At 63.1% G+C, this 21,529-nt stretch carries 12 protein-coding genes and 1 pseudogene; 6 read left to right on the top strand and 7 right to left on the bottom strand.

Annotation, left to right across the window (positions count from 1 at the left end; translation table 11 throughout):
* The first annotated feature begins 131 nt into the window (after positions 1-131).
* The 3 genes and pseudogenes from B384_RS0100475 (at position 132) to B384_RS0100465 (ending at position 3,169) form a co-directional block, all read left to right on the top strand.
* Positions 132-1,481 (top strand): IS30 family transposase, encoded by a 1,350-nt coding sequence (locus tag B384_RS0100475; protein WP_443110774.1) that lies wholly within the window; start codon positions 132-134, stop codon positions 1,479-1,481.
* A gap of 4 nt (positions 1,482-1,485) precedes the next feature.
* Positions 1,486-1,773 (top strand): annotated as a pseudogene (locus B384_RS0100470) (integrase core domain-containing protein); the annotation flags it as partial.
* A gap of 457 nt (positions 1,774-2,230) precedes the next feature.
* Entirely contained in the window at positions 2,231-3,169 is a 939-nt protein-coding gene (locus tag B384_RS0100465) for an oxygenase MpaB family protein (protein ID WP_019481180.1), read from the top strand.
* Positions 3,170-3,279: 110 nt separating this feature from the next.
* On the opposite strand, the gene B384_RS0100460 is transcribed toward B384_RS0100465, so the two are convergent.
* Together B384_RS0100460 and B384_RS0100455 are read right to left on the bottom strand one after the other, a co-directional pair.
* A complete protein-coding gene (locus B384_RS0100460) occupies positions 3,280-4,137 on the bottom strand; it encodes a hypothetical protein (RefSeq protein ID WP_019481179.1) in 858 nt (285 codons plus the stop codon).
* Between the two features lie 259 nt (positions 4,138-4,396).
* Positions 4,397-4,825: a hypothetical protein gene (locus B384_RS0100455; protein ID WP_019481178.1), complete on the bottom strand. Its 429-nt coding sequence runs from the start codon at positions 4,823-4,825 to the stop codon at positions 4,397-4,399.
* Positions 4,826-5,379: 554 nt separating this feature from the next.
* Here B384_RS0100455 and mobF point away from each other — a divergent pair.
* From mobF to B384_RS0100440, 3 genes are all read left to right on the top strand, one after another.
* On the top strand, positions 5,380-10,134 hold the full coding sequence (mobF, locus tag B384_RS17225) for a MobF family relaxase (RefSeq protein ID WP_019481177.1): 4,755 nt from the start codon (positions 5,380-5,382) through the stop codon (positions 10,132-10,134).
* 198 nt (positions 10,135-10,332) lie between these two features.
* The gene (locus tag B384_RS0100445) at positions 10,333-11,289 is read left to right on the top strand and encodes an AAA family ATPase (protein WP_019481176.1); all 957 of its coding nucleotides are present in this window, start codon (positions 10,333-10,335) and stop codon (positions 11,287-11,289) included.
* Between the two features lie 119 nt (positions 11,290-11,408).
* Positions 11,409-13,898: a S8 family peptidase gene (locus tag B384_RS0100440; RefSeq protein WP_237715191.1), complete on the top strand. Its 2,490-nt coding sequence runs from the start codon at positions 11,409-11,411 to the stop codon at positions 13,896-13,898.
* Positions 13,899-14,073: 175 nt separating this feature from the next.
* On the opposite strand, the gene B384_RS21440 is transcribed toward B384_RS0100440, so the two are convergent.
* From B384_RS21440 to B384_RS19505, 5 genes are all read right to left on the bottom strand, one after another.
* On the bottom strand, positions 14,074-14,466 hold the full coding sequence (locus tag B384_RS21440; protein ID WP_019481174.1) for a DUF4913 domain-containing protein: 393 nt from the start codon (positions 14,464-14,466) through the stop codon (positions 14,074-14,076).
* The gene (locus B384_RS0100430) at positions 14,463-16,142 is read right to left on the bottom strand and encodes a type IV secretory system conjugative DNA transfer family protein (RefSeq protein WP_019481173.1); all 1,680 of its coding nucleotides are present in this window, start codon (positions 16,140-16,142) and stop codon (positions 14,463-14,465) included. Before B384_RS0100430 ends, B384_RS21440 begins: the two co-directional genes overlap by 4 nt.
* Positions 16,139-16,774, bottom strand: coding sequence for a hypothetical protein (locus B384_RS19515; RefSeq protein ID WP_156808911.1), 636 nt, complete (start codon positions 16,772-16,774; stop codon positions 16,139-16,141). Before B384_RS19515 ends, B384_RS0100430 begins: the two co-directional genes overlap by 4 nt.
* Before the next feature lie 904 nt (positions 16,775-17,678).
* Entirely contained in the window at positions 17,679-19,211 is a 1,533-nt protein-coding gene (locus B384_RS0100420) for an SCO6880 family protein (RefSeq protein ID WP_019481171.1), read from the bottom strand.
* A complete protein-coding gene (locus B384_RS19505; protein WP_019481170.1) occupies positions 19,208-20,941 on the bottom strand; it encodes a hypothetical protein in 1,734 nt (577 codons plus the stop codon). Before B384_RS19505 ends, B384_RS0100420 begins: the two co-directional genes overlap by 4 nt.
* Positions 20,942-21,529 lie beyond the last annotated feature (588 nt).

Raw genomic sequence — 21,529 nt, 5'->3', positions numbered from 1 at the left:
GGTGAATTCAATTGGTCGTCGCAACACCTCGATTATGGAGGTTCGCGATGGGACGCGGTGGAAAGCAGTTGCGGAAGGCTCCGGAGGGCGCGCGGCGGCAGTGGGCGGCGGATCGGGCGTTACGTCCGCCGATGCGTTCGCCGGGCAGGCCAGAGCCCTCTCGTGCGGTGCAGCGGGAGTTTTGGCGTTTGATCGCTACTGGGGTGACAACCGTCAAAGCTGCGGAGGCGCTCGGTGTGTCGTGGCCGGTCGCGTCGCGGTGGTTCCGTCACGCTGGCGGCATGCCGCCGATCAGTCTTGACGAGCCTACGGGCCGCTACTTGTCCTTCGCTGAGCGTGAGGAGATCTCGTTATTGCGAGCCCGGGAGGTCGGCGTGCGTGAAATCGCGCGGCGGCTTGGCCGCGACCCTGGAACGATCTCGCGCGAGTTGCGTCGCAACGCGGCTACGAGGAGCGGGAAGCATCTCTATCGGGCCTTGGTGGCGCAGTGGAAGGCGCAACAGGCTGCGAAGCGCCCGAAGACCGCGAAACTCGCGGACAATGCGAGGTTGCGTGAGTATGTTCAGGAACGGCTCGCTGGGGTCATCCGCCGGCACGACGGCACTGTCGTCGCTGGCCCTGCGACACCGGCCTGGAAGGGGCTGAACAAACCGCACCGGCAGGACAGGCGATGGTCGACAGCTTGGAGTCCGGAACAGATCTCCCACCGGCTCCGCGTCGATTTCCCGGATGATGAGTCGATGCGCATTAGTCACGAGGCCATCTACCAATCGCTGTTCATCGAGGGTCGTGGCGCGCTCAAGCGCGAGCTGGTCACCTGCCTGCGCACCGGCCGTGCGCTGCGGGAACCTCGAGCTCGATCGAAGAGTAAACCCCAAGGCCATGTCACCGCGGAGGTCCTCATTAGCGAACGCCCCGCCGAAGCCGAAGACCGTGCGGTACCGGGCCACTGGGAGGGTGATCTGATCATCGGAACCGGACGATCCGCGATCGGCACGGTCATCGAGCGCAGCAGCCGCTCCACAATCCTGGTACATCTGCCCAGGCTGGAAGGCTGGGCTGATAGACAGGCCGTGAAGAACGGGCCCTCGCTCGGTGGCTACGGTGCCGTGGCGATGAACGCCGGGCTTACGGTCTCGATGACCAAGCTGCCCGAACAGCTCCGCAAGACCCTCACGTGGGATCGAGGGAAAGAGCTCTCCGCACACGCCCAGTTCACTCTCAGCACTGGAACGAAGGTGTTCTTCGCCGATCCGCACTCACCCTGGCAGAGACCCACGAATGAGAACACCAACGGGCTGTTGCGCCAGTTTTTCCCGAAAGGCACTGACCTCTCCAGGTGGACTGCCGAGGACCTCGAAGCCATCGCTCTGACCTTGAACAACCGGCCCCGTAAAGTCCTCGACTGGAAAACCCCGGCTGAAGTCTTTGCCGAGCAGCTAAGCTCGCTCCAACAGCCCGGTGTTGCAACGACCGATTGAACTGGCCCAGTTCAGATCCAGGAAGTTCGTGTCCGCTCTGCACGTCTACGGGCTGAGCGGATCGATGGGACGGGTGGGTGCGTGCGGTGACAACGCTGCGATGGAATCGTTCTTCTCGCTATTGCAAAAGAACGTCCTGAACAGGAAGCGATGGGAAACCAGGGACGAGCTCAGGCTCGCCATCACGACCTGGATCGAGCGGACCTACCACCGGAAACGCCGACAACGCGCTCTCGGCCGGCTGACCCCGATCGAGTTTGAGACAATAAACAACGCGGCCATAGCCGCATAAGAAACTATCAACCCCAGCTGTCAACTAAACCTTCAGCAGTCCCGAGCGGCAACGGCGGGGGAGCGCGTGTCTCGCGTTCCAGAGTCTTGTAACCCTAGGGATAGGAAACAGGTGATCGTATTGCAGATGAGGAGCTATATTACGGACATTCAAAACGGGCGAGGTAACCGGTCCGCCCACAACCGCACAGCCTCAGAGCCCTGGCCGAACCAGCAGCGCCCGGTGATCGACCGGCTTGCGGCGGTCGATGGGGCGTCCGATATAGTCTGGATCCCTGGAACGAGCCGATCATCCGGCCCCTTCTCACCGGCCTCGACCCCGAAGCGCCAACGCTCTTCTGACAATGCGAGGGCACTGCAGCCGTCACCATGTCAGGGCCGTGTTCTACGCTGTGTAGTGAAGTCCTGTTCTTGGGTGTCCGTCGTACCCGACCTACCGTCGTTGGAGCATCATGTCTGTGAGCTCGATCCCGCGCCCTGCCGAGTTGGCTGACCGCGTCCGCAGCGCTTTTCGTGCCCGGGTCTCCGGTGACCCCACCGGGGCACCAGACTGGGTGCGCGACATTGCCCTGGTCGGGGAGGGACCAGGCTTGTTCGAACCAGACGGCGTTGTCTGGCAGGTCCACGGTGGCCTTTCCACTTTGGTCGGCGGTGTCGCGGCTCTCCTCGGACAGGGCGCGCACCCGCTGGCGATGGCCGGGGTTGCGCGGCACTCCTCCTATCGCAGTGACCCGTGGGCGCGCCTCGCCGGGACAGCGCGCTGGCTCACCATCACGACCTTCGGCTCCGAGGAACTCGCCGAGCGGGACTCGGCACGGGTCCGCGGCATGCACGGGCGGGTTCGCGGCACCACCGACGACGGCCGCGCCTACTCTGCGTCCGACCCTGCCCTGCTCCGTTGGGTGCACCTGGCCTTCACTGATGCCTTCCTTGGGGCCCACGAGGCCGTCGGCCACGACCTTGCCCCGCGATTCGGTCGCAACTGGGCCGACACCTACGTCGCCGACTGGTCCCGCAGCGCCCAGGCGCTCGGAGCTGAGGACCTCCCGGTCAACCGCCAGGAGCTAGCCGAGGCCCTGCGCGCGCTGGAACCCGACCTCGAACCAGTCCCCGCCGAGCTCCTGACCTTCCTCTCCGCACCGGACGGGCTGAACCGGGCCGAGCGGATTTTCTACAGCGGCCTTGCAAGCGCCGGAGCGCTGGTCATCTCCCCGTCCGTGGCTCCTCTCGCAGGGGTGCCCGGTCGAGGCGATCGCTCGCTCGCTAATCGCCTCCGGTTGCAGCGCACCCGCTTTCAGTTGCGGACCTTCCAATTGGCCCTCGGACCGCACAGCCCCTCCGTGGATGCGGCGCGCTACCGGCTCGGCCTCGCCGGCCCTCCCGACTGGCTCGACTGAGTCTCGGCCGCGCCGGCGCTCAGCCGGGCGGCCCTCTTCAAGCACGGATGGGACGTGCCGATCATCCGGCCGCTGCCTACCGGCATCGACCCCGAAACGCCAACCCTCTTCTAGTCGGTCAGATCAGTACCTATCGGTAGGGCTTTCCGGATTTGACGCTCGGCTTCGATGGCTTTCCGAGGTTCTTCGAAAGCGTCAATGGCAAGGCGATGGACGAACATGCCAGGCATCCACTCGACATACTCGCTCACATCACGCGAACCGTCGTCGTCCTCAAGTGCACCCTGAGCGTCGATGTAGAAGACCATGTACTGCCGGATCTCGCCGGTAGTCACAGTGACCGGTTCTGTATAAGCGCTTTCGGGGATCTTAAAGAGGCCCGCTTTTTGGCATTCCTCGAGGAAGCGAAACGTGGTCCTGGTGACGATGATGACGGCGGCAATCATGACGGCCGCCGCCTCGAAGCGCTCTTGAAGGGTAGTGCCCTCAGCGGCTTGTCTCGCCTCGGTTCCTGCATGGATGAGGTCTCCGTAAAGCCATCCCTGAAAGAGCACGCTGTCAGGCATGGGAGGTTTTCCCTCCCCTTGGACGGTGTAGGAACTGAAAACGGTCCTGCTGGTGCGGGCCCAAAGCACCTTGCATCGCTTAATCTTTTCGCGCAGCTCCGGATCAGGGTGGTGTCGGGCGAAGTAGCCGAGTGCGTTGAGAACCTTGCTGTAGTGGATGGAATCTCCTTGGAGGAAGAGGGGCCGAACGCGAGCGGCGGCTGACTCAAGCTGCTCTTCCTCGGGTAGCTGAGTGATATTTATCGGCGGGTGCCCGCCGCCGATAATGACCTCGAAGCCTCCGGTGTGAAGAAGGTCTAGGTGTTTCCAGGAGCTGAGACTGTGGGCGGCGACACGCCGAGCACGGATTACGAACTGGGTGAGTACGTCCAGATGTTTTGCAGCTGTGTCCTCCGGTTTCATGCGTCAAGCATGCCACCGACAACGATAGGGGACTGTAGGTAGCCGCGTGTTCTGGATGATTCTCGACCGGCTTTCCAACCTCTGAACGGTCCTGCGCTTCGCTCCGGCCTGATGAGGCCCGGGAGAGGGGAAGGCGGTCAGCTCGCCGCTTCTGCGGGAACCTCGAGCTGTGGTCGCCGGCGACGAACCGCCGTCCTCGCACTCAAGCTCACCCTTGCGCTGGTGCCGCGCACCAGGTCCCCTCACTTCGTGTTCCCCGCTACGCGGCATTCGTCTCGACGGCAACCTGCTCCGCGGCGTCATCCGCTGTTCCTGCCAGCGTCGGCACGGTTCGCGCCTCCCCGGATGGGGAGCTGACACCGGCACCATCCAGGGCCCGTTTCATCTCGGCGGTACTGAGCCCGAGCCGGGCCGCCACCGCCGCGCGACTTTCGCCTGTATTAAGCATCTGCTGAACCTTCGCGCCGGCTTCCTTCGCGGCCGCTTCGGCGTCCTGTTCGGCTTTCGCCAGGATCGCGTCGGCACGCTCACGCGCTTCAGCGCGGATATGCTCTGCCTGTTGCTCCTGCTCAAAGAACTCCGCCGCCAGATCGATCAACCGTTCGTGCCGCTCGGTCAGCTCCTGGGCTTTCGCCCTCGCCTTTTCCCGTGCTGCAACCTGCTGCGCTGACTTCCTCGGTGCTGCCATGATGACTCGTCCCCTTCACTCATCCTGTGTTCAAAACCTGTACCTGATACTGCCCCGGCCGCGACTTGCGAACCGGCGCACTTTCCCTGCCTAACCTAACGGTTAGCGATCACCCACCACGGGCTAATCCGGACCGATCACCGACCATGCCCGACGCCACCGCCAGCACCCATAAGTTGACCGGGAACTGCCGATGCGGACCTCGCTGACGCTCGGGCTGGACCTAACGGACGTTGACCACACGTGGACAGCTCCGAGATAACATAATGTCTCTCCGCTGCCCACCCGGTGGATAACGTCCGTTAGCGGTTCCACACAATCGAATGGGCGGTGGATAACGAAAATCGTGTTACCCACCGCCCATTCTCGTGTGCACAACCGCGTCGAGATTCGATGGACCAATTGTACTGGTTTCCACAGCGCTTCATCTGGGTTTCCTCCTACGTCGTCACTGACAGATTTTGCACCCTTCCACCCAGATAATTTGTCACACCTCTTGCACTGTTATAACTGAGGTCGACAAGCAGTGAAAAAGGCGTGAGAATGGGGTCGTGATGACCGTCCATAAGCTCAGTGCAGGGTCTGGGTATAGCTATTACACCTCCGAGGTCGCCAGCGGCGATGAGCTGCGCTCCAGTGACCGTGAGCTTGGGGACTATTACACCGTCGAGGGGATGCCTCCGGGGCAATGGGTCGGGCACTCCGAGCAGCTTTTGGGGGTCTCCGGTGAGGTCACCGAAGTGCAGATGGAGGCCCTGTTCGGGGAAGGTCTGCACCCTGACGCTGAGCGTATCTTGGCCGCCGGCGGCACGCTGGATGATGTGAGGCTGGGTCGAAAGTATGCGCAGTACAGCGAAGCGAACACGGAGCTGACCAAGCGCCTGAATGAAGAGTATGACCGTGTCCGGCGGACCACGGGCAGTGAGCCTGATAAGGCACAGGAACACGAGATTCGCGGTCGGGTCGCTGGTGAGCTATTCCGGGAGAACCACGCACGGGAGGCTCGCAGCAAGGAAGAGTTGGCGCGTTTCGTTACCGCCCAGACCAGTCCAAAGCAGCAAACCGTTGCCGGATATGACCTCGTTTTCTCGCCCGCTAAATCCGTTTCCCTGCTGTGGGCTCTCGGCGGTGACGAGGCCCGCAAAGCCATTGAGCGGGCCCACAACGAGGCCATCAAAGAGACGATCACGTTCCTTGAGAAGGACGCTCTCTACACGCGGCGCGGGATGCAGGGCGTCCGTCAGATCGATGTTGAGGGTGGGCTGGTTGCCACCCAGTTCCGGCACTACGACTCCCGGGCCGGGGATCCGCAGCTGCACGATCATGTGGTCATCGCGAACAAGGTCAAGGGCGCCGACGGGAAATGGTCTTCCATCGACGGGCGCACCCTGTACAAGATGGGCGTTGCCGCATCGGAGACGTACAACGCGAAGATCCTAGAGAAGGTCTGCGCTTCGCTCGGGGTCAGCACTGTGGCGCGTTCCACAGGTAGCGGGGAGCCGGTGTACGAGGTGGCAGGCATCGACCTGGACGCCATTCACCGTGCCTCTTCCCGTCGGACCGATATCGCCGGGGCTATCGGACGGCTCGAATCCGAGTTCACCGACAAGCACGGGTACGCACCGAATGAGAAGCAGAAGATCGCCCTGGCCCAGCAAGCTACGTTGGAAACGCGTCCTGAGAAAAAGAGCGCACGGCGGCTCTCCGAGCTGGTCGACGAGTGGCAGAAGGACTACAGCACGGAGATGGGAATGCCGGTCGGACCGGCACTCCTAGAGCATGTTCGTGGCGCTGCTGGAGGTACGGCAGGGGGGCCAAGTATTGGGGACATTGACGTGCACGAGTACGCGCGCCTGGTGGTCCATGAGCTGTCCGGTAAGCGCGCGACCTGGGGCAGGAACCATGTCATCGCACAGGCCCGCAGAAGCCTTAAAGAAGCGTTCCCAGGACAGACCATCATCGATGAGACGCTCGATAAGGTCACCCGGTCGGCCACCGGTACCCACAGTCTCCAGGTCACGCCGCAGACCATCACACCGCGCCTACGCGAGTTCACGCGGGAGGATGGGAGCAGTCAATTCCTTCAGGCCGACACGGCGCTGTTCACCTCGCGGGAGGTGCTGAACGCCGAGCACAAGATCCTCGGGGCAGGACAACAAACTGTCATCCCTGCCGTCTCCGCGGAACGTTTCGACAAGGCTCTCAACGCCCACAGCAAAGCGGTCGAAGCAGCCGGCGGACACCCGTTGAGCAAAGGGCAGATTGACCTAGCCCGCGCGTTTGCCACCGACGAGAAGCTCCTCACACTCGGCATCGGACCCGCTGGAGCTGGCAAGACCACGAGCCTGTCGCTAGCCGCCGACGCTGTCCGGGACAGTGGCGGAAAAGTCATCGGGCTCGCTCCCACCGCGGCCGCGGCCGCCGTCATGACCTCGGACATCGGAGCCGACGCCACGACGATCGATGCCTTCCTGATCGCCCACCGGAACCACACCGAAGGCCGCTCAAAGACGATCAACCCAGCCTTCACCCTGCGCGCCGGGGATGTCATCATCGTCGACGAGGCGGGCATGGTGACCACACCAAAGCTTGCCGACGTTGTCGCCGTGGCCGCCCGCAATGGAGCCGTCGTGCGCGCAATCGGTGATGACCGGCAATTAGGGGCCATCGGCTCTGGTGGCGCTCTGCGGCTCCTTAACAACGAGGTCGGGGCAGTACGCCTGGAGCAGGTGCACCGTTTCCATTCTGAGGGTGAGGCAGCAGCGTCCCTTGCCCTGCGCGAGCCGCCAGTTATCGGAGCTGACTCCCCGTTCCAGTGGTACCTCGACAACAAGCGCATCGTCGCCGGTACCACAGAGGCCATGACCGACGACGCGTTGCGTGCATGGATGTCCGACACCGCGGTGGGGAAAAAGTCCCTGCTCATCGCCAGCGACAACGCCACCGTCACCGACCTCAACGCCCGCGCCCAGGCCGCTCGTATTGCCACCGGTGCGCTGCAAGATGGCAAGGGTCCGATTACCGAAGCAACACCGTCGGTTGTCCTGCGCGACGGGTTGCGCGCCTACGCCGGTGACACCATCGTGACCCGGAAAAACGACCGCACCCTGCAGCTGAACCGCGGCAAGGACTTCGTTAAAAACAACGACGTCTGGACCGTCGAGAAAGTCGCAGCTGGTGAAAGCGAGCAGCTGGTGACCCTACGCCACGCTGGTCACAACGGGCGCATCACCGTAAACGCGGACTATCTGCACAAACACGGGCAGCTTGGCTATGCAGCGACCGTCCACCGCGCCCAGGGCGCCACCGTCGACACCGCACATGCCATCCTCGACGAGCGAACCGACCGGACCGGCGCCTACGTCGCGGCCACCCGCGGACGGCAAAGCAACCAGCTGTACATTGCACTCGGGGACAACACCGACCAGTCCACCGACCGTGACACGGTCTTGGCCACAATCGCTTCCGCTTACGACCGCGGCCTGTCCGCGCACGAAAGCACCCGGGCCGAAGCCGTCAGGGTTGGAAATATCAGTACCCTCGCCGGCGTCTACAGCGAAGTTGAGAAAGCCGCGTGGGAAGCTAAGACCCGGACTATCGCCGCTGACGTGATGGGGCCGCGGACCGCACCCCAGTTCACTTCCCGTAAGGCGTGGGGGGCAGTCGCCACCCACCTACGAGCGGCAGAGGCCCAGGGACTGGACCCATCAGCGTTGCTCGCCCAGGCGGCAGGCATCACCGATTACCAGGAAAGGCGGACCAGCGGCCAGAGGCCCTCCGACAGCGGGCACTTACGCGGTTTCGCAGACGCAGCCGATCCTGCAGCTGTTCTGGCCTATCGGCTTGAGCAACGCATCGACGCCGCGCACACTCTCCTATCCAACACCGATCAGCGCCCACTGGGAGCAGTGTCGGACGAGCATCTGCAACGCCTCGCGCAGCACGCAACTACACAGGCAGCAGGCACAGAGCTGCCGCGCAGGAGTTCTGGTGAAGCACCGATGGACACGCAATGGGCGGCACGTCCGTACGCTCTGATGCGGACAGACAAGCTCACCGACGCGCAGTCGGCCGCCGTAAAACGGGTGCGTTCCCATGATCCGAGCGCACAGGTCGACGCCGAGACGCGGAAGGCCCAGTGGATGGCACAGGCGATGACCGGCGAGCTCGAACGCCGCGAGAGCCTGTCCCCGACGCAGACCGCGATCGAGCGCACCGCGCGTGGTGAGGATCCCCGCTCCGTGCACCAGGTCACCATCGCCGAGGCGATCAAGCACGAGCAGCAGCTACGCGCCGTCGCCCGGCCCACCATCGCCGGCATCGCCGCTACTGCCGAGATTGCCCCTGACGCCGTCGTACCTGTTGCATCGGTCACTTTGGCGGCGGTGAGCGAGGACCTTGCCCCCGCCGGTTTGCTGAGGGATCCGTTGGTGCCGTCGTCCTACCGGACCGAGCTCGACCGGCTCCGCGCACACCTTGAGCAGCGGATACTCGCCCGCGGTGCCCAGCTCGCGGAGGAAAAGCCCGCATGGACGAAGGCTCTCGGACCGGTGCCCGGCAAGGAGACCAAAGCTGCCGAGTGGTACCAGGTCGCGGCCGAAACGGAGGCGTACCGGAACCGGTACAACATCGGTGGCCATGAAACGGCTTTCATCCCGAAGCAATACAAGGACGACCCCGCAGCGCAGCACCTTATCCAGCGTGCGACCGCTTTGCACAAGCATGGAAAGCTGACGCGAGTCGCTCACCACACGCCCGCTCAAATCCGGCAGGGTGCGGACGAGGCGGCCATCGCGGACCGGCTCAGCAGCGACCAGGCAGCGGCACAGCGGGTCATCGACCGTATGCGTGCCGAGCGGGCGGCAGCCAGCGACTCACTGCCGACACCGCAGCAGCGCGAAGCACGGATCGCGGAAGCTGCACAGTCCACTGCACATTCGGTCCCCACATCGGCGGATCAAGCCAAGACACCGAACAGTACGGATGACATCATCGCGCGGGCTATTGCCAAACACCGCGCCGCAACAGAGAAGACCAAGGGTGAGGCCGCGGCCAGTGGCTCAACTACCCCCGATCCTGCCCAGGGTTCACAGAACCAGAACACGAAGGAGAGCGCGATGAGTGAGAACAAGGACGCAGCCCGTTCCCAGAACCGTCCGTCGTGGTGGGGGGACAAGACCGCGGAAACTGTCCGGAGGAGGCAGACTGCTCCTGAGAAGTCGGCGTCGAAGGCCGCACGAGAAGAAGCGGCTGCCTCAGCCCGTAGAGCCGCGGAAGCCGCACACCGAAACAGGGGCAGATCACGCTAAAAAGCAACGCGCTAAACCTTAAAAATTTTGCCAAGGCGACGGTTTCTCACTTCGGGATACCACCTCGTGAACCAGCGAGGTGGCGTTATTCGACCACCTAATATCGATGCCGCAGGGGTTTTTGGCGAGATTTATAGTCTCAGAGCCGCCGGTAGAGTAGAAAGCAGTTAATTGTATGGACCGAAAGGCAGACATCTAATGGCGCGAGCAGATCTCCTTCTCGACCTCGTGGAGGCTGAGCGCCGCGGTGATCGAGACCGCTTCCGTGTCTTGGTGGAAGCCGTAATCGCCGAGGAGCGCGCCAATCAGCACCATCTGGTGGCTGATCGTCTTTCAGAGCTCATTACGACGACCGGGCAAAGTCATGTCCGTGACGATCGGGCTGCGGCGATCCGCGATCTTGTGCAGGAAGTCGTCCCTAATCGTCGTCTGGATGACCTAGAACTCGGGCCTGTGCCGCGACGAGTGGTGACTGAGCTGATCGAGGAACAGAAACGCGCCGAATTACTTCGCAGCTACGGGATCGAGCCGCGCAATCGCCTTCTACTGTCCGGACCGCCGGGCAACGGTAAAACCAGCGTCGCCGAAGCTATCGCCTCGGAACTTATGTTGCCGTTCTACGTCATTCGTTACGAGGGAGTTGTATCCAGCTTCCTAGGGGAAACTGCGGCTCGCCTCGACAGTGCTTTCGAATTCGCGCGCACCCGTCGTTGTGTCCTGTTTTTTGATGAACTTGACACCATCGCCAAGGAACGATCGGATGAGCACGAAACCGGTGAGATTAAACGCGTTGTATCCACCTTATTGCTGCAGATCGATCGACTCCCGTCGCACGTACTGCTTGTCGGTGCTACTAACCATAGTGAGTTACTTGATCGCGCGGCGTGGCGGCGTTTCCAAATTCGGGCCGAGCTGGAACTGCCAGGACGCGCCCAAGCGACTCACTTCCTGGAGAGGCTTGCTCTTCGACTCGGCGGTGACCTTGGTTTTTCCCCGCGTACCTTGGCCGACAAGCTCGCTGGGGCAAGCTTTTCCGAGTTGGAGGAGTTCGCGTTGGATGTACGACGTAGGGCGGTATTAGAGCTGCCGGACAGCAACTTGCGTCGTATCGTGCAGGAACGTCTTGAGCACAGGCGAGATCAGGCGGTCGGGTGACGAACGAGCGCCGCCCCCTCATGGCCTTCGGGCCGCCAACCGTCGTCAATCGCCCCACCCAGACGCAGCGGGACATGCCCCGTCTATCTAGGCCCAGCGCGGGTCGACAGGGAGAGCGGTTGACGCCCCAGTTTGGTGAACTGGCCGCGGCCTTCAATGCTGAACGGGCACGTCTTTCCCCTGATGCGCCTGATGAGGTCGATCCAGCGCTAGTCGTCGTGTTCGATCTTGCAGGTAGTGTCAAAGACTTCCGTAATGCGATTGACCGCATTGAGGGCCTGGAGTTCTTGTCAGAGTTGCTCGGAGATCCGTCTGATCCCGACGACGATTTTCATATGGCCAAGCGTGAGACTGGCCGTACAGACAAGTCGGTCTTGCATTCCCTTTACCTTGTGATGTCCAACGCTAAAGCGATCAGTGAACTTCTACGACTGTTCGAGTTGTGGCAGGAAGACCCATCAGCATCCTTCGACTACCGGTTGGGAAAGTTCAAAACTGCGTTTCAGCAGCTGATCGCAATCCGGCGTTGGGGGCCAGAGGACCGCATTCGGGAGACAGGGCTACGCGAGCACTGGCAGGAAACCCTTGAGATGGTCGGTCAATCCATCAGCACAGTGCTGGTCGAAGTCGAGTTGTGGTTTCGACGTGACGCGACGCAGCGCGCTACCGCTCAGGCGCATGTAGAGCAGATCATCACAGCTAGCGGCGGACGGATACTTGATCATTCCCAAATTGGTGAGATCAGCTATCACGCACTGTTGGCCGAGTTGCCGATTCAACAGGTTCATTCGGTGTTGAGTAATGGTGCGGGATCGATCCGGTTACTTGTCGCTGACGAGGTCATGTTCCTCAACCCGGTTACGCCGATGAACGTTGAGCCAGCAACCCTTGATCCCATCGCTGAAAAGCAGATGCCAGAAGCAGAGCGCATAGCGGGACTGCCTCGAATCGCACTACTAGACGGCTTACCGTTTCCCAACCATGATGCCCTTGCCGGCAGACTCATAGTGGACGATCCTGATGGACTAGGTGCAAACTACCCGCTGTCTTCGCGGAATCATGGTACAGCGATGGCCTCTCTCATCCTCCATGGTGACCTATCCGCACCCGGCGAACCACTCGACCGCCCGCTATACGTCCGGCCCATCATGCAGGCTCATGAGTTCGTCCTAGGACACGAGCATGCTATCCCGACCCGATTGCTAACGGACCTGCTTCACCGCGCCGTCAAACGCATTGTCGCGGGAGACGGGAGCCGGGAGGCCGCTGCACCGAGCGTCCGAATCATCAACCTTTCGATCGGTGTGAAAAGTAGGGCACTTGTACGGAGGATGAGCCCAATTGGTCGCCTACTTGATTGGCTTGCTTACTCCTACAACTTGTTGTTCATCGTTAGTGCGGGTAACTACCTAGATGCCATCGAGATCCCTGCTCAGTCCACTAACTCACTCGACGCAGCACGTTCAGCAGCGCTCCGCTCCGTATATGAAGCAACTTTGTTGCGCGGGATTCTACCCCCAGGGGATGCACTCAACGCGCTCACCATCGGCGCCGTCCATGACGATGAGCTGGGTGACCTCGACGTATCCGACACCGCATGGGATATCACCCATCCAGGAGCCCCCGCTCATTACGGTGCAACCGGTCCTGGCGCCGATCGTTCGGTGAAGCCGGATCTTTTCCACGCGGGCGGAAGGGCACTCTATACGCGGCCAGTCCAGCGCAATGATGAGGAATTGGTGGCCCTCGAGCTAGCGCGAACAGCAATAACAGGACCTGGCCACCAAGTTGCGACTCCCGGCCGAGCGGGAGCGACAAACAACACTGTTTTCACCGTCGGCACGAGCAACGCAACGGCATTGGTCACCCGCGAAGCCAGTCGCCTGTTTGATCTGCTCGAAGCCGGTGCAGCAGACTCCGAGGACGCCCCCCTGCCCGATCCGCAGTATCACCCGCTGCTCGTACGTGCCCTCCTTGCCCATGCGAGTAGCTGGGGTGAATGGGAGACAAGACTTCGGCAGGAACTGGGGCTCACTGACCAACGAGCGCGCCGTCATCTGACAGCGCTTCTTGGTTACGGAAGGCTAGACACCGACCGACTGGGTACCGCCGCGATGAACAGGGCGGTGCTCGTCGCTGGGGGGTCGATCGCGCGGAACCAACGTCATACCTATGAGTTACCGCTGCCGCCATCTCTTCGTGCGCGAGCGGAATGGCACCGCTTCACAATCACGCTCGCTTATATGGTTCCCACCGTCGGCCAGCTCACCCGGTATCGCGCCGCAAAAGTCTATTTCGCCACGCCCGATACAGGCCTCGCTGGTGGAGACCGCATCGATGGTGAGTACAACACAGTTAGACGGGGAAGCCTCCAGCACGAAATTGTGCAAGGTACTAGAACGATGGTCTTTGGAGACGGCGATGCCTTTCCGATTCACGTCGAGTGCATGGATGATGCCCAGCGACTAGGGGCTGGCAACGCTATTCGCTATACCCTCGTTGTCTCTGTTGAAACTGCCGAGCAAACCTCGACCACCATTCACGACGAGGTACGGGCGAGATTGCGCCAGCGGGCTCGCGACCGCGCACGTGGTCGGGTACAGGGTTGATGACGACCCTGTCGTGCAGAAGCTTGACCGCGGTGGGTGCCTAGATCACGGAAGCTCTATAGCCCTAGGCAGAGAGGGCAGACGGAAGGTTGTTGATACTGGCCTTTTCCAGAGGTTGGCCCTACTACACGGAATTATCGACCTTGAAGTCGGCGAAAAACGCAACGAGCGGGAATCACCAAGACCAGCCGTGTGGGGGTTGTTCGGTAGCAAGTATTCGTCGTGTCGTTCTCTCCACATGCTTGGTCCCGCACTCCCCGAACGGGCCGCGTTTGGCAAAAAGTACAGTGGCGTGCCGGTCAAAATGATCAATCCACCAAGACGACATCCCGCCCTCCTTTTGGGCTTCCAGCCACTTCTCAAATAAGGCTCGGAACCGTTCGATAGCTTCAAGGTGTTTCCACCACTGCGAGCACCACGACATGCCCTGGGACCGGTCGACGGACTCAAGCATGGCTACAAGTCCCTCCACCCAATCGACCAACTCCTCCGGAGTGCACGTGAAATCACTCGCACTTTTACTCTCGGAGGCAGTGTTGGACTCGACGTCCTCAACGAAGTCGGTCATGAGACGTGCCCGATCTTGATCCGCTCAACGGTCGAGCCGATGCGCGCGTTGATGGCCTTGTCCCGGAACCATGGAACGGTGCGGACGATGGTGCCTCCACCGGTGGAGGTCTTTACCCAGGCCCGGTTGGTCGGAAGTTCGGAGAGCTGGGCGACGGACATGATGTCGCGCCGCTGAGTCTGCACAGACTGGGAGGACCCGTTCCTCGAGGTCGAGCTGCTGCGGACCTTCGCGTCGTACTGCCCGATCGTCTTGGAAAGAGATTCGAGGAACTGTGTGTCGTCAGACCCACCGCCGTAGACCTTGATCGCGGCCGCCGACCAGAGCGTGTCCCATCCCGTTCGCGCGAGCATGGCCATTCCCTGGCCGCGTGTCTGGAAGTAGGCGCTGACGACGATGCCCATGGACCCGAAGAACGAATACCACTCGGGGAGCTGCTTGAGCTTGACGACGTTCCCGACCTCGTCCAGGTCAGCGACCAGCGGCACCGGCAGACGGCCGCCGGCACGACGGGCGGCTTGCTGCGCTGCGGTGAACACCGCGTAGACCAGCGTGGACACGAACGCGGCACCGGAGCCGGCTGCGTCCTGCGAGAGCAAGATCAGAGCGTCCTTGCCGGTCACGAACCGTGCCGGATCGAACACCGGGACGCCCGGGGTGGGTGTCGACCATGCCACGAGCTCGTCATGCACGAGCGCGGAAGCCATGCGCTGGGCGCTGGCTGCCACGGATCCTCGGGTATCGTCCGGCTGCAAGCTCATCCCCTGCAATGCCGCTGCCGGTCCAGCATGCCCGGCCTGTTCAAGCAGGCCCGCCGGCTCCATGAAATCAGCACCGGCCACCCACTGCAGGACGTCCTTCATCGTGCCGCCGCTTTTCGCGGCCGCGAGCAGACACCAAGACAGGAAGTCCCGTCCCTGCGAGTCGAACTGCGCATCGCCTCGACCCGATCCCGCACTGGGAGCCGACGACGTCTCGAAGATCGACGCGACCTCGCCTGCGCTCACCGTATCCGTGACGATGGAGAGCGGGTTGAAGATCATCGCGGGCCGATGACTGTCGCGCCAGATGCGCTGCGGGTCGAACAGCCACACCGTTCCGGTATCGGAGCGGGCGGCCAGGACTTCGGCGACGCCGTCGACCTTGTTGCTGGTCATCATGTACGCGCCGGGTGCTTCGGTGGCGTGACGGACGACCTGCGTCGTGGTCTTGCCGCGCCCTGTCCCCCACACATGGGTTGAGCACTCCCTCCAGCCCTGGATAACTGCCTTGGTGCTGGTCTCACCGGCGTACCCGATCGTCAGGCCCGGGCCGATATCTTCCGCGGTCGGGTGAAGCCGGGCCGCTTCGGTGAGGCGGGCATCGAGCATCGCCGGGCGCATCTTCCCGCCAGGACTCATCCGTCGGGACGCCTCAGCGGTCCTCGACACAGGGCGGGTGCTCCACCACGCAAAGGCGGCGATGACCACGACCGCTTCCGCGCCGAGCAACCAGCTCGCGGCCGCCGGCCACGGATCCCCGGTGGCAAGACCGATCGCCAACGTGATCGGGTTCCATGACAGGTCGGTGGGAACCGGGGTGAAGGCTTCCCCGAGGTGGATCAGGGCGACCGCGACGAACGCGGCCAAGACGACGCTCGAGAACGCAATGACTGGGCCGTTCTCCTCGGTCTTCATCGGTTCACCTTTGCCTGCGCAGCAGCCCACGCCTGGTTCGTGTTGTGGGCTCTGAGTTCGCCGGCGGTGAGGTTCACCCGAAACGGCACACCGGGTTCGGACCCGGTTTTCAGCATGAACCGGCCACGCCCGGGAGGAGGGGAAACCTGATTGGTATTGGGGTTCATCGACCCTTCGGCCGACCAGCCGACCAGCATCGCTTTCTCTCGCTCGGAGACGGGGAACACTGTTTCCAGCAGGTCCATCTCGTTCTGCGCGAGCCCGCCGAGGATCTTCACGGATGAGCGTTCCACGAAACCGGTGGCGATTTTCGTCAGCTCGTCCGTGGACAGCTGCAGGTCCTTCATGGAGTGCGTGATCATCAGCTGCCCCAGGCCCTTGGTCCGGTTCAGACGAGTAATCGAGTCGATCTGGTGCACCAGCAGCTCACTGGCACGCAGGGACTGCCACAGCTCGTCCATGATCATCAGGTGATGGCGTTCCTCCATCAACCCGGCATCGGCGAGAGTCTTCGCCGCCGAGATGCCGGCCTGCCCGTAGGACCAGCACACAGTCTGCACCGCGGCGCGGAGCGTCAGCTGGGACTCGTCGATCAAGGAAATGTCGAAGTCGACGGAGGTGTCAATCTTCATTTCCTTCGTGGTCTGCTGGCAGAACACGTCCCCGAAAGGTCCGTGCTCGCCGAGAGCGTTCAGGCCCGCCAGGAGGTTCTTGACCTGCGGCAGGTACTCCGTGGACTCCTCGATGAGCAGCGCCGACTGGATCTGCGGTGGCGCGGACTTGATGGCGGCGACGACGTCGCCGACCAGCGGCTGNGATCCTCGCCTTCTGCCTTTTCGGCGGCCATGGCGATCGCCATGGACAGCACCGTCTGTTCCTGCTTCTTCGCATCCAGCGGTTCCTTGAACACCAGTTCGATGAGCCCGGTGAGGGTCATCAGGCGCCGGGCGTGGATCTCGGCGCGCATCTGGCGCTGCATCGGGGCTGGCAAGCGTTCGAGTTCTCGCCAGAGCGGACCGGCATCGAGCGGGTTGATCGCCCCGACGCCGGGGGCGACCTGCACGACCTGCCCGTTGGTTTCGAGGACGACGCCGGCGAAGTCTGGTTTGAGGTCCCCTGCCACGAGGATCAGGAACCCCTGGTCGATCAGCGCCAGCGCCATGCGGACGGCGACCGAGGATTTCCCGCGCCCGTTCAAACCGAGGATGAACCCGGACGGCGAGGAAATGATGCCGTGCAGGAACAGGCTGATCGGATCCCCGCACACCACAGAGCCGTTGAGCAGGTTCCGACCCAGAACCGCGCCGACCAGCGGCGAGGAGGTACCGACGCAGAACGGCCACAGGCCGGCGGTCTGGTTCGACGTTGCCGTGAACTCCGGCGGAGGTTCCACCCACGTCACCATCCCGCCATCACGGACCCGCATGCCCTTCTCCGTGAGCTGCGGGAACGATGCAGCGGTAACTGCGGCTGCCGCTTTGGAGCGACCCAGGAACCGGTCCATGACCTTATCGACGAGCTGATCAAACGCGGACATTAGAGGGCCTTCCTGACGTCGGCGGAGATAGTAGCCAGGTGCTCGGGGACGAGCCCCAGCCCAAGGTTGAAGGAAAACGCGGCATCATCGTTGTAGTCGCAGGACCGCATGCGGATCTGAATACCGGTCGCCGCGTTTCGCATGATCATCGCCTCGACCTGCGGCAACTGCTCCGGGCTCTCGACCGTCGCGGTGACTCCGATGGCGAAGCGCACCAGCGCCGCCCCTTCGGCCTGCTCCCGCTCTGCCTTGCGTGCCTTCTCGAGCGCAATGATCTGTGAACTGGTCGGGCGTCGGCCCTTCTGGTTTGTGGCGAACTGCGCATTGGTGAGCGCCTGCGCGACCTGCTGCGCTGACTTCTCCGGCGGCTGTGGGCGGTAGAACACCGTCACGCGCTTCTGCAGCATGCTCGCGTCCGGACCCAGCAGGGCCACCAGGGCGTTCTCGCGGAACGTCCCGGCCGGCGGCCGGAACATCTGCCACGACTTGCTCGTAACCCCGGCATGGTCATACCTGCCTGGGTATCCGATGGTCCGGGCGGCCGAGGGGCCGACCTCGTGCCAGCTCAGGCCGGTTCCGTCGCCGGAGAGGCGGGCGCGTTCGACGGCAGCTGCGGCGCGGGGGTTGAATGCGACGTAGGTTTGGTCGGTGAGGTCAGCGGCCCGCATCAGGGACACGCTGCCCGCGCCGAGGTCCTCGAGTTCTTCCTTGAAGCCCTGCAGGAGGGACTTCACATCGGCCACCAGTTCCTCGGCCGAGCGTTCCGGTACACGGTCGCCGTCGTTGGCCTTGCCGCTGAATGTCAGGGCCACCCACTGCTCGAGTTTGGGCACATTGTGGTTGAGGTTGTTCACGACGTCGTCCATGACCATGCGGGCGAAATCAGGGACTTCGTGGGATCCGGCCTGTTGCCGGGCCACCGCGATAGCGTCGGGTAGGCGTTCGCCCGGATCGGTGGTCGACTGCGTCGTCACGGAAATCTGCTCGACCCGGGCATTGGAGCCGGCGTCGCGCTGGAACGCGGCCCACGAGCCGACGAGCCGGTTCACGCGGTCCTGGTCCAGCAGGCCCAGCCCGGAGGAGTTGGTGGAGAAGAAGACGGTGCCGGTCTTCAGCTTCGGGTGCCACAGCATGCCCCCCTCGTTGCCGAAGAGGTCCTGGAAGTCGATCAGCTCGGTTGCGGCCAGCAGGCCCGGAGCACGGAATGAACCGTCCGGGATCTGCGAAACGGGCCCGGACTTGTAAACCGTCTTCCCCGCCTTCTTGGCTTTGGAGTGCATGCTGCGGGCCAACCACCGCTCAGGCTTGGACCGGCCGTGACGGTCCTTGGACCCGATGATCGTGGCGGCGATGAACGCAACCAGGGCGATGCCGACGGCCACCCAAATCTGCGAGGCCATGATGGCGATGAACACCCCGACTGCACCCGCGCCGAGGACGACGGTCGAGGCCATCGAGAACCCCATCAGACCTGCCGTCCGGTCTTCTGCGATGTTGCCGTACTGCCGGACAATTGTCTGTTCGGTACTCAACTGTCATCCCCACTTTCCACTGCGCGTTCCATGTCTCTTACTGTTTCCCGTAGTGCGTACTCGAGGCGTTGCTGGTTCTGGGCTGACTTGTCCGCCCCGGACGGCGCACCGGCCCGGGAACCTTCAGCCGTCGGCGAGGTCGCGGGCGCGGCCCCAGGTGCTTCCGTCGGAGCCTTGTCACCTGATGTTGCGGGCTCTGCCCCACTTGGTCCTCCAGATGACGAGCTGCCATCACCTGCACCGGACGGTGCCCCCGTCATCGATTCCGCAGGTGCGCCGGTCCGTTCCGCCTGAGGCTGTGCACCCGTTGGTCCGTTCGAACCGGGCCCGTTGTTTCCGCCAGCACCACCGGCACCGCTGCCGGCACTGCCTGCACCAGTACCGGAATCACCGACCGTGGACGTCTCTGCCCCGGATCGTTCCGGCCGCTGCTCTGCGCCCGAAGGGCCACTAGAACCTCCACCGGGACTCCCAGCACTTCTTCCAGATGCCCCGCCACCTGAGTCCGATGCCGGCGCGGTGGGCTGCTCAGGCCTCTGTTCTGCCCCGGACGGCTTGGTGCCACCAGCTCCGCCGCCGGTGTTATTTGTACCGCCAGGCGTCGCGGCGCCGGTGGCGCCGCTTCCACCCCCGCCTGCTGGGATGGCACTACTGCTGGATCCTCCGGCTGCCCCTGCTGCTCCTGTACCGGCGGTGCCAGAAGCTTCCGCCGCTGAGGCTGCGCCAGTCGCTGCGACCCCTCCACCGGTGATTGCTGCGGCGCTCCCACCGCCACCTGCTGCCGCTGCGCCGGCGGCCGCACCCACGCCTCCGGTGATTGCTCCAAGAGCTACGGCGCCGCCGACCATGGCCAGACCGGAGGCTCCCATGCCCTGCGGTCCTGCGCTGACAGCAGGGACGAGAACCTTCGCCAGGGCCGGCATCGCGATGCAGGCGCTACTAATGATGACGAGGCCGGTGATCAGGCCGATCGCGGTGTTCCCGAGCTCGTTGTCCGCGCTGCCGTTGATGCCTTTCAGGAGCGCGAGTCCCGCCCCGTACAGGATCGCTGCGGCAGGCTTGAAGAGGACGACGGCCGCTAACCAACCCACAGCCTTGTCGAAGGACTTCCGGCCGCGCTCGGTCTGCGATGCGGCTGCGAAGATCGGCAGGATCCCGCACAGGGCGATCGCCGCACCGTAAGAGAAGATGACGATGACCGCATTGATGATCGCCCCGAGCAGGGCCAGCGGCACGACGAACAGGACGATGCCGGCGAGCTGCATGGTCATCGTGGTTCCCGCGATAGCATCCAGGCCCATCGCGGACCCGAGCCCGTCCTCCTGTGCGGAGCCCGAAATCGTGGTTACTAGCCACGGCGCGAGGACGTCGGTCACGCCGAACAGCAGGCCCACCATCGGAACGGCCAGGGCGGTAGTCAGGATGGTCCGCACCATGCCCATGACCAGATTCTCGGTCGAGGCACGGTCCTGGTCCCGGGCAAGCTTGATGAGCGCGAACGCTGTCCCGATGACACCTGCCATCCCGACGAAGACCAACGTCGACTGCTGGATGCGGTCGGTCGCGGACCCTGCACTCATATCCGGTGCGCCGATCTTCAACCACCAGGTGCCGACGAAGTTGATCATCTCCGTCAAAACCTGCACCAGCCAGCCCGCAAGAAACTGGATCAGCTTCTGGACCGCGCTACCTGCAACACCTTCCAGGAGGTCTCCAGCCCAACCAATCACTCCCTGGGTCCCCACTGGACGTACGGCTGGCCCTGATAGCGACTGCCGGTTACCAATTCGGTGCCGGAGGCTGGGTCGAGCTTCCAGTCCCCGTCCTCCCACACCAGATCAACCTGAGCGATGAGTGTCTGTTCCAGACCGGAGGCATCAGGTGCTGAATAGATCAACCGGTAGGACGCTGCCTCGTCGGTGTAGCTGTTCTGGATGTAGCCCAGCAGGGTCAAGCGGGTTATGGCAGAGGTGTCTTCGCTTTGCTCGAGGCCGTCCCGGATGCGCTGTGCTCGCTCTCCCAGGAGGACCCGGTTAGATCCTTCCGCTATCGCCACTTCGAGGTCCTGCGCCGCTTCATCATTGACGGAAGGATCGAGTGCGACGGAGTAGGTGGCCGCGGCCATGAGCGATCCGGTCTCAGTGTGCGCGTACCCGACCCTCAGTCCGGAGGGCTGTTTCTGGCAACCGCCGAATTCCGAGAACGGGATGACGTTGTATCCGCCGGCTACCCATTCCTCGACGGTGGGAGCAGTGTCAGCGACAGATACGTCGTCGTTGTTAAGGTCCGACTGGCAGTCCCACGCGGCGTCCGCGACG

The sequence above is a fragment of the Arthrobacter sp. TB 23 genome, from assembly GCF_000294595.1.
In the GTDB taxonomy this organism is placed as follows: domain Bacteria; phylum Actinomycetota; class Actinomycetes; order Actinomycetales; family Micrococcaceae; genus Arthrobacter_D.
This window is presented reverse-complemented; position numbering and strand designations above follow the sequence as displayed.

Bases quoted from the DNA above. Each gene is read 5' to 3' on its own strand.
- B384_RS0100445 (WP_019481176.1), top strand. From the start codon at position 10,333: ATGGCGCGAGCAGATCTCCTTCTCGACCTCGTGGAGGCTGAGCGCCGC.
- B384_RS0100460 (WP_019481179.1), bottom strand. From the start codon at position 4,137: ATGAAACCGGAGGACACAGCTGCAAAACATCTGGACGTACTCACCCAG.
- B384_RS0100430 (WP_019481173.1), bottom strand. From the start codon at position 16,142: ATGAAGACCGAGGAGAACGGCCCAGTCATTGCGTTCTCGAGCGTCGTC.
- mobF (WP_019481177.1), top strand. From the start codon at position 5,380: ATGACCGTCCATAAGCTCAGTGCAGGGTCTGGGTATAGCTATTACACC.
- B384_RS19515 (WP_156808911.1), bottom strand. From the start codon at position 16,774: ATGAAGATTGACACCTCCGTCGACTTCGACATTTCCTTGATCGACGAG.
- B384_RS0100455 (WP_019481178.1), bottom strand. From the start codon at position 4,825: ATGGCAGCACCGAGGAAGTCAGCGCAGCAGGTTGCAGCACGGGAAAAG.
- B384_RS0100475 (WP_443110774.1), top strand. From the start codon at position 132: ATGCGTTCGCCGGGCAGGCCAGAGCCCTCTCGTGCGGTGCAGCGGGAG.
- B384_RS21440 (WP_019481174.1), bottom strand. From the start codon at position 14,466: ATGACCGACTTCGTTGAGGACGTCGAGTCCAACACTGCCTCCGAGAGT.